This is a genomic window from Polymorphobacter fuscus (assembly GCF_011927825.1).
Taxonomy (GTDB): Bacteria; Pseudomonadota; Alphaproteobacteria; order Sphingomonadales; family Sphingomonadaceae; genus Sandarakinorhabdus; species Sandarakinorhabdus fusca.
In genome coordinates, this window is record NZ_JAATJI010000001.1 from 334,927 (window position 1) to 350,451 (window position 15,525).

Sequence of the window (15,525 nt, forward strand, 5' to 3'; positions counted from 1 at the left end):
TCCTGCCAGTTCAGCGGCGTCGCTGGCGTACGGGGAGCAGATTGAGCCCCAGCCAGACGCAGCCGGCGGCAAGCATCAGCGTGCCGCACCAGACAATGGGGCCGAACACCAAACCTTCTGCCACGATTGCGAGCGGCAGCGCAGCCGCCAGCGCCGCCCATCCCGCGATGCGCAACCGCAGTATGCGGCGCGGCAAGGGTGGCCCGATGCGTCGACGGTAATGTTCGGGGTCGGCCAGGCCGAGCAGGGCAAAGCCCGCAAAAGCGGCGAGAAGGCAGAGCATGATCATTCCGCAGCATCCAGTTCGAGCGTCGGCACCGAGCGATCGCGCCGGCGCGGCGGCAGGGCCCGGTGACGGCCGACACGCCGTGCCAGCGCGAGATAGCCCAGTCCGAACAGCAGCAATGCGATGTCGATGCCGGCCATCATCCCGTCGCCCTTGCCAAGCGCCGCGGCCAGACCGAAATCGGTCATCGCCACGCCATAGAGCGGCAGAGTGATGAGCAGCACGCCGGTGGTGCCGAGCACCCAGGTCCAGGCGGTGGCGGGTCGGCGCAGGGCAGCGATGAGAAGCGCCGCCGCCCAGGCAAGGAACAGCCAGTGCACCTCCCATTCGGCGCGGCCCTTCATCCCAAGCGGCAGCAGCCGGTTTGCCCAGAAAAAGGCGGCGATGCCCAAAGGAAAACCACCGACGACGGCGATGTTGAGCCATTCGACGAGCCGGAAACCGAAGTGCGGTCGTGCCGGATCGGGCAGCTTCACGCGGCGCTTTACCGTCCACAACACCAGCCCGCTGCCGATCATCACCGAGCCGGCGACGCCGCAGAGGAAATAGACCAGCCGCAGCCCGTCGCCGGCAAAGCGGCCGGCGTGCAGGCCGACCATGGCCCCGGCGGTGACGACTGCGGCGCCGGGGGCCGGGGACTGCCAGACCAGCGCGCCGCTGACGCCATCATAGGTCAGGCTGGGCGTGCGGGCGGACAGGGTGGCGGTGGGCGACTGGCTGACCGTCACGCGCGCGGCGGCGTCGCCGGGCAGGCTGACCGAAACCGCCCCGGCAGGGGCGCCGAAGCGCCGTTCCGCGTCCGCAACCAGCCGGTTGAGGTCGACCAGCGGTGCGGCGCGGTGGCTGCGTTCGGTTTCGGCAGCAGCCGGGAACAATTTGTCGAACAGCGCCTGGTCGTCGGTGTAATTGGCAACGACCGCCCAGGGCATCAGCATCGCCATGAGCGTGACGAGGCCGGTGTAGGTGATCATCAGGTGAAACGGCAGCGCCAGCACGGCAGCGGCGTTATGGCCATCGAGCCAGGACCGCTGGCCCTTGCCGCGACGCAACGTGAAGAAGTCGCGGAAGATCTTCTTGTGGGTGACAATCCCCGACAGGATGGCGACGAGCATCGCCATGGCGGCGAAGCCGACCAGCCAGCGCGCCCAGATGACTGGCATGTAGTGAAGGTCGAAATGGAAGCGGTAGAAGAATTCCCCGCCGCGCGTATCGCGCACCACGGCAGGTTCGCCATCGGCACCGATGATCGCCTGGTTGTCGCGGCGACCGCGGCGGCGTTTCGGTTCGCCCTTGATCGGCTCGGGCTGCCAGAACAGATGGGCGCCGGGGGCCGCAGCGCCGGGCAGGGTGATGAACCAGCTTTTGGCGTCGGGCGCCCTGTGCGCCAGAAAACGCTGGGCGCCGGCGATGACTGGGGCGCGCGCCTCGACCCGCGCCAGTTCGGGGCGCATCCAGCGGTTGAGGCCATCGCGGTAAAAGGCGATCGTGCCGGCGACGAAGACGATGAACACGACCCAGCCGACCAGCAGCCCCGACCAGCTGTGCAGGAAGGACTGCGATTGGCGCAGGCTGCCGCCGGGGCCGCTCACAGCCGCCCCGTGGCATCGACCGATACCCAGGTCAGCACGGCGGCAATCGCGCCCAGCAATGCGAGGGTCCATAGCGCGCGCGCGCCGCTGCGCGCGGCGAACGCCCACATCGCGGCCAGCGCGCACAGGGCGAAGGCGGCAAGGGTGGCGACGATGGTGACTTGCGACGGGTCACCCGGCAGCCACCGGGCCAGCGCCATCGCCCACAGGCTGGCGACCGCATAGCCGAGCGGGACGGCGGCGATGATCCGCAGGATCATGTCCCCCCGGGGTCGCGAACGCGCCGCGGTCATTTGTAGGTGAACCGGACAGTGGCGAACACGGTCCGCGGGCTGCCGAAATAATTGCCGCGACCGGTACTGCTGATCCGCGCAAAATAGGTGCGATCGAAGACGTTGTTGACGTTGACCGACAATGCGATCTGCTCGCTGACCTTGTAGCCGGCGCGCAGGTCGAACACGGCATAGCTGCCCTGTCGCACGATCGTCGACCGGGTACGCAGGCTGCCATCGGCGTTGAAGACCGCGGCATTGCCGCCGGCAGTGGGGCTGAACCAGGTCACGCCGCCGCCCAGGCTGGCGCCGGCCAGCGCCCCTTCGGCAGGCGCATAGTTGGTGAAGGCCTTGATCGAATGGCTGGGAATGACCGGCACGAAGGAAATGCCTTCGAGCAGCGGGTTGCTGTCTTCCAGATACTTGTTCTGGATATAGGCATAGCCGCCGTTGATCCGCCACCCGGGCAGGATCTCGCCGGCGGCTTCCGCCTCCACCCCGCGTGCGCGGACCTTGCCGATCTGCTGGACGACGCCGGGCAGGTCGGGATCGGTGAACAGCCGGTTCGACTGGGTGATCTGGTAGGCCGCCGCCGACAGCAGCAGGCGGTCGTTGAACAGCGACAGCTTGGTGCCGGCTTCATATTGCGCGCCGATCAGCGGCGCGATGGCGCCGCCGCCGACGCGGGGCAGGGCAGAGGTCTGCGGCGTGAAACTGTCGGCATAGCTGGCATAGACGTTGAGGGTGTCGGTTACGTCCCAGACCAGTCCGGCATAGGGCGTGAAGCGGTTGTTGATCGCATAGCCGGTCGGCGGCAGCAGCGTCGGCAGCACGGTCTGGTTGTTGGTGTCCCACCAGGTCACCCGGCCGCCACCGACAAGGGTCAGGCCGGCGACAGGGGACACGCGCAACTGGCCATAAAGGCCGAATTGCTCGACATCGCTGGTGGTGCCGCCATAAACTTGCGTCACCGGTCCGCCCGGGCCCTGGAACGGCGGCAGCGGTCCGAACGGATCGAGCGGCGGTTCGGCGGGCGACACCGGGTTGTAGACGTCGATGCGCGCGAAGTTCGACAGGCGCGTGGCGTTCTGCCGCTGTGAATTGCCCTGATAGTCGACCCCCAAGATCAGGGTCTGCTCACGCCCGAACGCCGGAAAGCTGCCGACACCGTTGAAATCGAACGACTTCGTCGTCATGTACGTGTCGCCGCGATAGGCGATCTGGCTGGTCACGCCGTTGGTCGGGGTGATCGGCTGGTTGCCGATGTAGCTGTAGATGTCGATGCGATCGACATCGGTATAAAGGCCGCTGGCGCGCAGGGTCCAGCGGTCGCTGACGCGGTGGGCGACCTCGACAAAGGCGGAGACGGTATCGGACTGGAAACGGTTCCAGTCGGCACCGAGAAAGGTCGATCGCCGGATGTCGAGCAACTGGCCGTCGCTGCCATCGGCGCCGCCGATGATGCCGGGCAGGCCGGACTGGATGGCAGGCTTGAAGCGGTCATAATTGGCGCCGAAGGTCAGGGTGGTGCGCTCGCCGAGTGCGACGCTGCCGACTCCGAAGGCGGTGATGCGGTTGCGATGGGCGACGTCGAAAAACTGGTCCTGGTCCTGGACCATGGCGCCGACACGGACGGCGGCATTGGCGGTGACGGGAACCGACAGGTCGATTTCGCCGCGGATATTGTCGAAGCTGCCATAGCCGGCTGCGGCGCGCAGCTGCAGCGTGTCGAGCGGACGCTTGCGCACCAGGTTGATGCTGCCGGCGGGGTTGCCCGAGCCGCTGAACAGCCCGGCGGGGCCGCGCAAGACCTCCAGCCGATCATAGGCAAACAGGTCGGGGACGACGCCGGGAAAACCGAGCGACAGGGTGGGGACACCGTCGATCATGTAATTGTTGATGGCGAAGCCGCGCGACAGGAAGCTCGGGTCTTCGCTGCCGACGCCGTTGACGGTGATGCCGGGAGTCGCGGTCAGCGCATCTTCGAGCGTGAAGAGGTTCTGCGCCTCGATCTGGCCGCGGTCGATGACGGTGATCGTGTTGGGGACGTCCTTGAGCGGGGTGACGGTCTTGCCGACCGGCTGACCATAGCTTTTGCCGATAACCACGATGTCGGCGTCCATCGCTGCATCGGCGGCAAGGGCCGTGAACGGGGTGATGAGGGCCGTGCTCGCAAGCATGGCGATGAGTGTGCGCATTCGATTGCTCCCGCTGTGTGCGGCAGCCCCTAGCAAGGTCGTTATTGCGAGTCACTAGCATTATCAAGAATAGGTGGAATTGCTTATGTGCGTGTCGCGGCTCGGGCCGGCTGCGTGGGCGTCGTGCCGCGTTGCAACACCCGCGACCGGACGCCGCTGCCGAACGCCGTTGCAATGATGTGACAAACCTGTGACACCGTTAATGCTGTGTTATAGTTTAGTGTGGACGGGCGGGCCGAATGCCGATTGACGACGCCATTTCCCAGGCCGCCAACAGCCTGGCGCACCGGTCGATCTATCTCGATTATCTGATGACCCAGGTGTTTTCCGCGCCGACGTACAAGATGCTGCCGATCGTGATGTGCCTCGTCGTCATCTGGTTCCGGCGCGATACACCGCGGCGGGCCGCGATCCTTGCCGTTGCCGGGGGCGGCGTCGCGCTCGTGATCGCCCGCGTCACGCAGAACCTGGGACCGTATCGCCCGCGGCCGCTTCACAATCCCGATCTTGGCCTGGTGGATGCCTATGGCCAGTCGCCGGTGGCGCTGTTCGAATGGAGTTCCTTCCCCAGCGACCACGCGGCCCTGGTCTTTGCGCTTTCGGCCGGGATCTGGGTCGGGTCGCGCGGCCTTGGCGCGTTCGCTTTTGCCTGGTCGACGCTGATTGTCTGCCTGCCGCGCCTGTACCTGGGCCTGCACTACGCCAGCGATCTTCTGGGCGGTGCCCTGATCGGGCTTGGCTCGGTATGGCTGGTGGCGCGGCTGCGGATCGATGTGTTCCTGCTCGCCAGGGTCGCTGCGCTGTATTCGCACCGGCCGGGTGTTGCCAATGTCATCGCGTTCGTGCTGCTGTTCCAGTTGGCGACGCTGTTCAACGACCTGCGCCTCGGCGGTCGGCTCGCGGCGCGGGCGACCGCGCGCATCGCCGGCTGGGGGCCGGAACCCAAGGCGCTGCGGGACGAATCGATCAAGAACGCGAGGGCGACCGCCGCCGCGCGCTGATCCGCCGCGCCGCCGGGTTGTCTTTCAACCAAGGGGCGTCGTGTGACAATCCGAACACAGTTCTGACCAATCGGAAATATTTCCGGAACAGCCGGATCATGCTGTCGTTGTTTATTCGATCAACAACGCGACAGCATAATGGGAGATCCGCAAATGATGACTGCTAATATCGTTCGTGCAACGACTGTTCTCGTGTCGGCATATTGTTTCGGAACTGTCGCGAATGCGCAGACCACGCCGTATGTTGCTGCAACCGGCGCGCTGACCTTTCCCAAGAGCCTTGAAACCGATACCGGCATCAGCGGTGAATTGAACAACGGCTATGCGTTCACGCTTGCGGTCGGTACCGGCATCGGCCCGATCCGCGCCGAAATCGAAGGCAGCTATCGGCGCAGCAGCGTCGAAGGTGCCAGCGGCTTCGGCCTGGACCTGCCGGGAACGGGAAATGCGTCCGCCTTGAGCGCCATGGCCAACGCCTATTTCGATCCGGCCTTCAACATCGGGCCGCTGCAGCCCTATGTCGGCGGCGGCGTCGGCATTTCGCGGTTCCGCGCGTCGAATGTCGCGGCTCTCGGGCTGCCGTTCGGCGGTCCCGTCACCAGCTTCGGCCCGATCAGCGGCGATCGCACGGGCTTTGCCTGGCAGCTGATGGCAGGGGTTGGCGTCGCCTTGACGGAGAAAGCGGCTTTTACCCTGGGTTACCGATATTTCGCCACGCCAGGGGTGACGGTGAATGACGTCCCCCAGTTCAATTCGGTCCGCATCAACGGCCTCAAGATCCACGCCGTCGAAGCCGGCGTGCGCCTCAGCTTCTAGCCTGCATGGGGGCGGCGGGAACGCCGCCGCGCTGTGCGATCGGACCAGTTGGGAAGTTTCCATGCAGATCAAGGCCGTGCTTTTCGATATCGACGGCACGCTGGTCGACAGCAACGACCTCCATGTGCTCGCCTGGGAAGCCGCCTTCGAAGGCATCGGTGCCCGGTTCGACCGCCAGCAGGTTCATGACCAGATCGGCAAGGGCACCGACATGCTGGTGCCGACCCTGTTGCCCGACCTCGATGACGCCGCGGTCGAGAGGCTCGGCGATGCCCATGGCGCGGTCTTCAAGGCGCGGTATCTCGAAACCGTGCAGCCCTTCCCGCAGGCGCGCGCGTTGCTGGCGCATGCCAAGGGGCTCGGGCAGACGGTCGTGCTGGCCTCGTCGGCGTCGAAATCGGAGGTCGAACATTATCTCGACCTGCTCGATGCGCGCGACCTTGTCGCGGTGACGACGAGCAGCGACGATGTCGAACGCACCAAGCCGGCACCCGACATCTTTGCCACGGCGCTCGCGCGACTGGCAGGGGTTGAACCCGAACAGGTGATCGTCGTCGGCGACACACCCTATGATGTGGAAGCCGCAGCCGGGTGTGGAATCCGGACGGTCGCACTCCGGTCGGGCGGCTTTGCCGACGACGTGCTGCGCGCGGCGGGCGCGGTCGAAATCCACGACGACGTCGCGGCGCTGCTGGCTGGCTATGCAGGCTCCGTGCTCGGACAATAGCGGGCTGCAACAGCGGCCCCGTGGAACTATTGCCGGCCTCAGCGCTTTGGAAGGAATGTCCGACGGATTCGCGATCATTGCAATCGGCGCGTCCGCAGGCGGGGTCGACGCGCTTCGCACGATTGTTGCCGCGCTGCCGGCCGATCTCAACGCCGCCGTCTTCGTCGTCCTCCACATCGGCGCGCACCGCAGCGATCTGCCCTGGCTGTTGTCGCGCAGCGGGGCGCTACCGGCGGCGCATGGCGTGGATGGTGAGGAGGTCGTTGCCGGCCGCATCTATGTGGCGCCGCCCGACCATCACATGGTTATCGCGGACGGCCGGGTCGGGCTGACCAAGGGTCCGCGTGAAAATTGGGCACGCCCGGCGATCGACCCGCTGTTTCGCAGCGCTGCGCGGAGTTTCGGCCCGAACGTGGCCGGTGTCATCCTGACGGGCGGCCTGAACGATGGCACCGCCGGCCTGTATGAAATAAAGCGGCGCGGCGGCACGGCGATCGTCCAGGATCCGGCCGATTGCCTGACCCCCAACATGCCGCAAAGCGCGATCGCCAATGTCGATGTCGACCATATCGTCCCGGCATCCGCAATCGGCGATCTCCTGACCCGGCTGGCAGGTAGCATCCCTTCGGGATCGACAAGCCGTCAGGCTAGTGACGGACAGGAGGAAGCCATGGTCGCCGAATTCACGCACGATCTGCCGGTCGCTGTGACCTGTCCGGATTGCGGCGGGGCCTTGCGGCGCAGTGAGCTGGGCCGGTTGACCCAGTTCAGCTGCCATATCGGGCATGTCTACACCGCCGAAGTGATGTTGGCGGCGCAATTTCTCGCCATGGAGCGGTTCGTCGAGCAGGCAATGCGGTCGTTGAGCGAGCGTGCCGAACTGTGCCGGCAGATGGTCGTCCAGATCGGTGACGATGCGGAGCGGGCCGCACAGCGCGAAGCATGGCATGCGGCGTCGCAGGAAGCGGTCGAGCAAAGCGAACCGCTTCGTGCCCTCATCACCCGGCCGTGGATACATCCGGGTTTGTCCAGAATGGACTTTCGTCCGCAATAGGTGTTTGTCAACATCTGGTGCAAGGTCGGTTTGTCGCATTTGAGGGGACGGAGTCATGGACGAGGCAATGCGTCCGGACGGGCCGACAGAGGTCGCTGTTGTCGAACAGCCGTCCGACCCCGTTCGCGCTGATGACCGCACCGCGCCGCCGTTGATCGTGGGGATCGGCGCATCGGCTGGCGGCCTTGTCGCTTACCAGGCTTTTTTTGCAGCCATGCCGGCCGACAGCGGCATGGCGTTCGTGCTCGTCCAGCACCTCGATCCCGACCACGACAGTGCGCTTGCCGATATCCTCGGCGAGGCGACAACAATGCCGGTAACAAAGGCCGTCGACGGGACGGTCCCGAAGGCGAATACCGTCACCGTCATTCCGCCCAATGCCATTTTGAAAATCGAAAACGGCATCTTGCAGATTGCCAAGCCGGTCTCGGCGACGGCGCGCCGGTCGTCCGTGGACACGTTCCTCGTCTCGCTGGCGCAGGACCAGGGCGAAAATGCCGTGGGGATCATCCTTGCCGGTTACGGCAGCGACGGCACCATCGGCATCGCCGCGATCAAGGAGGCCGGAGGCATCACCTTCAGCGAGGCTGCCTTCGACCATCATGCCAAGTTGGGAATGCCGCAGAGCGCCGCCGACGGCGGTTTTGTCGACAATGTCCTGCCGGTGGAGGCCATGCCGGCGGCGCTGCTGGAACATATCGCCTATCGCGGCAAGGTCGCGAGCCCCGGCGGTGTGCCCGCGCCCGAGAATCCGGCGCTCGAAGCCCAGCTGGTGACGATCTGTGCCGTGCTGCACAGCCGCCTCGGCCGCGATTTCGGCCAGTACAAGAACAGCACGATGCTGCGGCGCGTGCGGCGCCGGATGCAGGTGCTGCGGATCGACGAGCCGTCCGAATATGTCGAACAGCTTCGGCAATTGCCCGACGAGCCGCAATTGCTGTTCCGGGAAATCCTGATCGGCGTGACCCGCTTCTTCCGGGATCCCGATCTTTTCGAGGCGCTGGCAGACTCCGTGATTGCCGAGCTGGTGACCAAGGGCGATCCGTCGCTGCCGGTCCGCGTCTGGGTCGCCGGGTGCGCGACGGGGGAGGAGGCCTATTCGCTCGCCATCCTGTTCAAGGAAGCGTGCCTCTATCTCGATTCGCCGCGCCAGGTGGTCATCTTCGCCACCGATGTCGATGATCGCGCCATCGCCTTTGCGCGATCGGGCCTGTACCCCGACATCATCGAGGCCGATATTTCGCGCGAACGGCTCGACCATCATTTCGTCAAGGAAGGGCAACGCTATCGCGTCGCCAAGCATATCCGCGACCTGTGCGTCTTCTCCACCCACGACCTGGTCAAGGACCCGCCGTTTTCCAAGCTCGATCTTGTCACGTGCCGCAACCTGCTCATCTATTTCGAGACACAGTTGCAACAGCGCGTGGTTGCGATGTTCCATTACGGGTTGAAGGCGGGCGGCAAGCTGTGGCTGGGGCCATCGGAAACGATTGCCAATGGCACGCGCCTGTTCAAGGCCGCCGACAAGCGCAGCCGGATCTACGACAGGATCGACACCACGCCGGTGCTGCTGCGTCCCCCGGCCCGCGCGCGCGCGATGACGCCCGACACGAGGGCGATCGCCAGCCCTGTCAGCGAACTAGACGCCGAGGCAAATCGCATCCTGGCGCATTATGCCCCCGCCTATATGATCGTCGACAGCCAGAACGAGATATTGCGCTTTTCGGGTTCCCTGACGCGCTATCTGGAGCCGATGAGCGGCGGCGCCAGCCTCAACCTGTCCCGCCTGCTGCACCCGGACCTGCGCGCGCCGGCGCGGACATTGCTCAAGCGGGCGGCTGACGACGGCAGCCGCGTGCAGGAGCAGGTGCCCTTCAGACTCGATGGCCGTGCCGAGCTTGTCAACATCATCGTCGAACCGATGGGCGACGGTTCGGCCGGGCCGCGTCATGTCCTGCTGGCCTTCCAGGACGTCGTCCAGTCCGCCCCCGGCCGCACGCCCGGTCCCGGCGCAAGCGCCGACGATGTCCCGCATGGCGAACTGCTCGCCGCTCGCGAGAAGTTGCAGGTCGTGACCGAGGAACTGGAAACCGCCAACGAGGAACTGCAAAGTTCGAACGAGGAATTCCAGTCAGTCAACGAAGAGCTTCATTCGACCGTCGAGGAACTGGAAACGTCGAAGGAGGAACTGCAGTCGATCAACGAGGAATTGCACACGGTCAACGCGGAGCTCAACAACCGCGCCGACAGCCTTGTGCGTTCGAACAGCGACCTTGCCAACCTTTTCGACAGCACATCGGTGGCGACCCTGTTTCTCGACAATGACTTCCGGATTCGTCGCTTCACTCCCGCCGTCGCCGACGTGTTCAACGTGCAGGAAGGTGACGAAGGGCGTTTGATCACCGATTTCGCGTCGCGCATTTCGGGCGATGCACTGGTTGCCGATGCCCGCGTCGTGCTGCGCGACTTGACGTCCATCGAGCGCGAGGTCGATTCCGACGACGGGAAATCGACCTTCCTGCTGCGCATTCGCCCCTATCGTTCGCTCAACAACGTCATCGACGGCGTTTCGATCACGCTGGTCGATATTTCGGAACGCAAGCATCTCGACAAGGCCCGCGCGCACCTCGCCGCCATCGTCGAATCCTCCGAAGATGCCATCATCAGCCATGACCTCGACGGCCTGGTCACCAGCTGGAACCATGGCGCCGAGAAAATCTATGGGTACACGTCCAGCGAGATCATCGGGCAGCCGATGGCCACCTTGCTCGCCGAGGCGCAGCTCGACGAATGGCCCGCCTATCTTGCCCGCCTGCGCAATGGCGAAACGCTGACCAACTTCGACATCAGCCGCACGACGAAGGATGATCGCAGCATCCACCTGTCGCTGACCATTTCGCCGATCTGCGACGACAAGGGCCGGATCGTCGGCGCATCGGCGGTGGCGCGCAATATTGCCGACCGCAAGGCCGCGGAAGAGCGCGCCGCGATGTTGATGTCGGAACTCGACCATCGCGTTAAGAACATCCTCGCCGTGGTCTTGTCGGTCGTGTCGCAAACGCTGCGGATCGGATCGGTCCCCGACCCGATCCGGATGGACATCGAAGGGCGGATCATGGCGATTGCCCGGGCGCACAATCTCGTCGCCGACCAGGGCGGGGTGGCCAGTTCGCTGCGCGAACTGTTCCGGACCGAGCTTGAGCCCTTTGTCCAGAACAGCAATATCACGCTGACCGGCCCCGATGTATCGCTGACATCCAACGCCAGCCTGATCGTCGCGCTCGCGGTCCATGAATTGACGACCAATGCCACCAAATATGGCGCCCTGTCGGTCGCGGAAGGCGTGCTCGCTATCGACTGGACGGCCGCCGCCGACGATTCCGGATCGCGATTGTCCATCGTCTGGCAGGAGCATGGCGGGCCTGTCGTCGCAGCCCCGGCGCGGCGCGGCTTCGGCACGAAACTGATCGAGCTGAGCCTTGTTCGCGGGCTCGGCGCGAAGGTCGAACGCACGTTCGCGCCCGAGGGCGTGCGCTGCCAGATCACCCTGCCGCTGTCGCCGGAGGTGGGAAGCTTGCTGCCCCGCCCGGGCGACGAGACTTGATTGCGGCCATCCCACCCCGCCTGCGCGTCCTCGTCATCGAGGACGAGCCGCTTGTGGCGATGAATATCGAGTTTTCGATCGAGGCGCTCGGCCACGACATGGTCGGGCCGATCGCCCGGCTGGACGAGGCCATGGCGGCTGCCAGCGGCGACGATTATGATTGCGCCGTGATCGACATCAACATCGTCGGCGGATCGAGCCATGAGGTTGCAGCCATCTTTGCCGCCAGGGCGCGACCGTTCATTCTGGCGTCGGGGTACAACGATCTTTCGCTGCCCGAGGCGCTGCGCAATCACAGCCGGTTGGTGAAGCCGTACACCAGCGACCAGCTCGAGCGCCAGTTGCTGCTGATGTTCACGCATTGCGGGGCCACTGCGCCGGCGGACTGAGCACCGCACACGGAAGAGTGGCCCGGCGCCCTTCCTTCGGGTCTCCCGCGCCGCCGCAGCGGCAGGCACAACGCCCGTCTGGAACAGCAGAGCAGGTGGTGGTCATGCAGCGGGACGATCCGGATACGCCGAAGCTGCGCGACGCCGTCGGCACGGCCTTGTCCGTGGCGCGCGAGATCCTGTCCACGCGCTGGGTGCCCGGCGTGGCGGCGGGACCGGTCGACGACATGCGGCGCCGGCATCGCGAGCTTGCCCAGTCGCTCCACTGCATCACCATAGCCGCCGGCGCGGCCGGCCATTGGCTGGCGCGCGATGTGCCCGATCCCGCCGAAGCGACCGCCGCGCTTGCCGTACTCGTCGCCGCGGCGAACCGCGCCGGGACCCTGCAACCGGTTCCGGCCGAGGCTGCCAATTGCGCCCCGGGCCGCGACGTCATCGGCCGGCTTGTCCGCCTGGCCCCCGTCATCGCTTGACTCGACCGGCGCTGCCGTTCTCGGTGCCGTCCCGCTTCCCCCGGCGTTTTTGCTCGCAGCGGCGACGGGTCCGCGCGGCATCGCACACGTCGAACCCACGCAACACGGCAAGCCGACTGAAGGGGCATCGCCTGGCAGGGACAATGCCATTTGTGCCGTTGAAAAAGGCCGACCCTGCTTTATGAAGGACATGACATCGCATCCAAGACAGGCGGTGGTCGATCATCAGGGTGGGGGCCCGGCTGTTGTTGACTGGTCGGCCGACCTTGGCCTTTGTGCTGGGCCTTGCCGCCCTGTTCGCCGTGGCGATCGCGACCGCGTTTCTGGCCCGGTCGTTGCCGAGCTACGGCCTTGATGTCCGGTCCGCCGCCGACGGGCCCATTTTCACCGCTCCCGCCGACGCCTCGCGCACGGCGTCGTTGCAACTGCTCCGCATCACCAGCCCGGCAACGGGAACCAGCCTCGCGCCATCGGGTGCCGACGACGCCGTTCGGCGCGGGGAGCGCCTGATCACGCCACAGGCGATGGCCAACCAGGACCTGCTTGCCGCCATGGCCGCGTCCGGTGACCTGTCGTTCCAGCTTCGTGGGCACGACGGCCGGACGGTGGAATGGCAGCGCGCGCGGCGGCCGACCACGCTCGGCTGGCCTTTCTGGATTGCGGCATCCGCAGGGGTCGCCGGGGCGCTGTCGGCGCTCTGGATCCTGGTGCTGCGACCCCGTGATGCGTCGGCGCGTGCCATCGCCGCCACCGGGCTGGCGCTCTGCATCGCCGCGCTGCCCTTTGCCGTGCTGCAAAATGGCGAACTGATCGTCGGCGGCATCCTGTGGCGCCGGCTGGTGACGACCAACTGGTTCGGCGCCCAGCTCTTCGGGTCGGCGCTGATCTGCTATTTCGCCCTGTTCCCCCGGCCGCTCGGCACGCCCGGGCTGCGCCGTCTGGGGCTGGCGGTGCTGGCACTCGTCGCGCTTGCCCTTGTTCCGCTCGCGCAGGGCGGCCACCTGGCGTACGACGATATCGCGGTGTTGGTCAGCACCGATTTCCTGATCATCGTTGCGCTGGTCGTGGTGCAATGGCGTGCGTCCCGTGGCGATCCGCTGGGCCGCGCGGCGCTGCGGCTGGTCGGCAGCGCCACCGTCATCACCCTGGCGCTGTTCCTGCTGGTCACCTATCTGACGCCGCTGCTGGGTGCGCCGCCCGAATGGGCCGATCCGCTGGCGTTCGTCCTCATGCTGCCGCCGTTCATCGCCATCGCCATCGGGGTGACGCGCGGCTGGATCTTCGATCTCGATCGTTGGGCGTGGCGGCTGATCGCGTCGGCATTGTCGCTGCTGCTGATCGTGGCGGTCGATGTGACCCTGCTCGTCGCGACCCAACTGGCGCCAGGCACGGCGACCACCGTCGCCATTGTCGTCGGTGGCGCGTTGTGGATCGTGTCGCGCCACAGTCTGCTCGAACGACTGTTCAGCCGGTCGCGTCGGGACGGCGCGCGGTTGCTGTCGCAAAGCGGCGAGATTGCGCTGGCGGTGACCGAAGCCGAGCGGTTCCAGCGGTGGAGCCAGGCGCTCGAAGACTGCTTTCGCCCGCTGTCGATCACGCCCGCCGACCATGTCGGTCCGGCGCGGCTGGAGGATGCCGGGGTGGCGATCCTTGTCGGCGCGCCACCCTTCGGGCCGTCGCTTCGCCTTTACGCCGCCAACAAGGGCCGGGGCTTGTTCAACGGGCGCGATACGAGCCTTGTCGATTCGCTCTTGCTGTTGTGCGAACAGACCGACGCGGCGCGGCAGGCTTATGATCGCGGCATGTACGAGGAGCGCGAGCGGATCGCCCGGGATCTTCACGACGATGTCGGGGGCCGGCTGGTGACGAGCCTGCACCGCGACAGCCTCGACGACACGCGAGGCGATGTGCGCGACGCCATTCGCGAAATGCGGCAGTTGTTGACCGGGTTGCGCGGCGGTCGGCGCCATGTGTCGGACCTGGTGGCGCTTTGCCGGGTCGATGCAGGCGACCGGCTCGACGCCGCGGGCATCCGGCTCGCCTGGCCGATCATGCCGGCCGCCACCGATCACCATGTCCGCTACTCGGTCTTTCGCGCCGTCGAGGCGACGCTGCGCGAGGCGGTCACCAACATCATCCGCCATGCGCGGGCGCAATCGGTGGCGGTCGATATTCGCGTGGCGATCTCGCAGGGGCGCCCGGCGCTGTTTGTCGACCTCAAGGACGATGGTTGCGGCCTGTCCGCCAACCATGCCGAGGGCCGCGGTCTGTTCAACATGCGCAGGCGCATTGCGGAGATCGGCGGCAGCTTCGCGATGCGGACGGGCGATGGCACGCAGATCACGCTGCGCGTCCCTCTCGACCTGCATTCCCCCAAACAGGGGGGCGGCGGGGTGCGAACACGATGGTAGCTGCAGCCAGGGGAGCATTGCATGATCGCAGACGCGGCACCGGCAACGCGGTGATTTCCATCCTGATCCTGGAAGACATGGCGCCGACACGCGCCTGGCTCAACGCCCTGTTGCGCCGCATCTATCCCGATGCCGATATCGCCGACTGTGCCTCGCTGCGAACCGGCCGCGAATGGCTTGCGCGGCAGGAGCCCGGCGGCGACATCCTGTGCCTGATCGACCTCGGCCTGCCGGACGGGTCGGGCGTCGATCTGATCCGCGCCCTGCGACAGAAACTGCCCGACGCCCGCATCGTCGTGTCGACGATGTACGATGACGATGGCCATGTCCTTGCCGCGCTGGCGGCCGGTGCCACCGGCTATTTGTTGAAAGACGAGGACAGCATGGCGATCGAAGCGCGCCTGCATGCCATGGACCGCGGCGAGGTGCCGATGAGCCCCAGCATCTCGCGGCGCATTCTGGAGCATTTTCGCGCCAAGGCGAATTTCATCGCGGCGGGAACGGACGTGGCGCTGACCCCGCGCGAGGAAGATGTGCTGCGGCTGATCGGGCGCGGGTTGAAAGTGTCCGAAGCGGCAGCGTCGCTGGGCATCAGCCCCCAGACCGCGGCGGGTTACATCAAGTCGATCTATCGCAAGCTCGACGTCAACACGCGCGCGGAAGTCGCGCTCGAAGCGGCCCGACGCGGCCTTGTCTGAGAACCCC

13 protein-coding genes are annotated in these 15,525 nt (G+C 66.1%); 9 read left to right on the forward strand and 4 right to left on the reverse strand.

The features are described 5' to 3' along the window. Positions 1-10: 10 nt before the first annotated feature. From GGQ62_RS01600 to GGQ62_RS01615, 4 genes are read right to left on the reverse strand one after another with little or no spacing between them, the layout of a single operon-like run. The gene (locus GGQ62_RS01600) at positions 11-289 is read right to left on the reverse strand and encodes a DUF3325 family protein (RefSeq protein ID WP_152576791.1); all 279 of its coding nucleotides are present in this window, start codon (positions 287-289) and stop codon (positions 11-13) included. Beyond that, complete coding sequence (locus GGQ62_RS01605; protein ID WP_243446613.1) at positions 286-1,875, reverse strand: PepSY-associated TM helix domain-containing protein; 1,590 nt, start codon at positions 1,873-1,875, stop codon at positions 286-288. The genes GGQ62_RS01600 and GGQ62_RS01605 overlap by 4 nt, the downstream gene beginning before the upstream one ends. Next, positions 1,872-2,135: a hypothetical protein gene (locus tag GGQ62_RS01610; RefSeq protein ID WP_243445983.1), complete on the reverse strand. Its 264-nt coding sequence runs from the start codon at positions 2,133-2,135 to the stop codon at positions 1,872-1,874. Before GGQ62_RS01610 ends, GGQ62_RS01605 begins: the two co-directional genes overlap by 4 nt. Positions 2,136-2,164: 29 nt before the next feature. After that, on the reverse strand, positions 2,165-4,345 hold the full coding sequence (locus tag GGQ62_RS01615) for a TonB-dependent siderophore receptor (RefSeq protein WP_152576788.1): 2,181 nt from the start codon (positions 4,343-4,345) through the stop codon (positions 2,165-2,167). Between the two features lie 239 nt (positions 4,346-4,584). Between GGQ62_RS01615 and GGQ62_RS01620 the strand changes: the two genes are divergently transcribed. The 9 genes from GGQ62_RS01620 to GGQ62_RS01660 all read left to right on the forward strand — a co-directional run bounded on the left by GGQ62_RS01620 (position 4,585) and on the right by GGQ62_RS01660 (position 15,518). Further along, positions 4,585-5,346, forward strand: coding sequence for a phosphatase PAP2 family protein (locus tag GGQ62_RS01620; RefSeq protein WP_152576787.1), 762 nt, complete (start codon positions 4,585-4,587; stop codon positions 5,344-5,346). Positions 5,347-5,499: 153 nt separating this feature from the next. After that, entirely contained in the window at positions 5,500-6,162 is a 663-nt protein-coding gene (locus GGQ62_RS01625; RefSeq protein WP_167649429.1) for an outer membrane protein, read from the forward strand. Between the two features lie 61 nt (positions 6,163-6,223). Next, positions 6,224-6,889: an HAD family hydrolase gene (locus tag GGQ62_RS01630; protein WP_152576785.1), complete on the forward strand. Its 666-nt coding sequence runs from the start codon at positions 6,224-6,226 to the stop codon at positions 6,887-6,889. Between the two features lie 55 nt (positions 6,890-6,944). Further along, positions 6,945-7,943, forward strand: a complete 999-nt coding sequence (locus tag GGQ62_RS01635) for a chemotaxis protein CheB (RefSeq protein WP_167649430.1) — start codon at positions 6,945-6,947, stop codon at positions 7,941-7,943. 55 nt (positions 7,944-7,998) lie between these two features. Next, a complete protein-coding gene (locus GGQ62_RS01640; protein WP_167649431.1) occupies positions 7,999-11,547 on the forward strand; it encodes a CheR family methyltransferase in 3,549 nt (1,182 codons plus the stop codon). Further along, a complete protein-coding gene (locus GGQ62_RS01645; protein ID WP_152576782.1) occupies positions 11,544-11,936 on the forward strand; it encodes a response regulator in 393 nt (130 codons plus the stop codon). The genes GGQ62_RS01640 and GGQ62_RS01645 overlap by 4 nt, the downstream gene beginning before the upstream one ends. 104 nt (positions 11,937-12,040) lie before the next feature. Then, entirely contained in the window at positions 12,041-12,409 is a 369-nt protein-coding gene (locus GGQ62_RS01650) for a hypothetical protein (protein ID WP_152576781.1), read from the forward strand. A gap of 275 nt (positions 12,410-12,684) precedes the next feature. Further along, positions 12,685-14,820: a sensor histidine kinase gene (locus tag GGQ62_RS01655; protein WP_341533736.1), complete on the forward strand. Its 2,136-nt coding sequence runs from the start codon at positions 12,685-12,687 to the stop codon at positions 14,818-14,820. A 17-nt stretch (positions 14,821-14,837) separates the two neighbouring features. Then, complete coding sequence (locus tag GGQ62_RS01660) at positions 14,838-15,518, forward strand: response regulator (RefSeq protein WP_207790465.1); 681 nt, start codon at positions 14,838-14,840, stop codon at positions 15,516-15,518. The last annotated feature ends 7 nt before the right edge of the window (positions 15,519-15,525 follow it).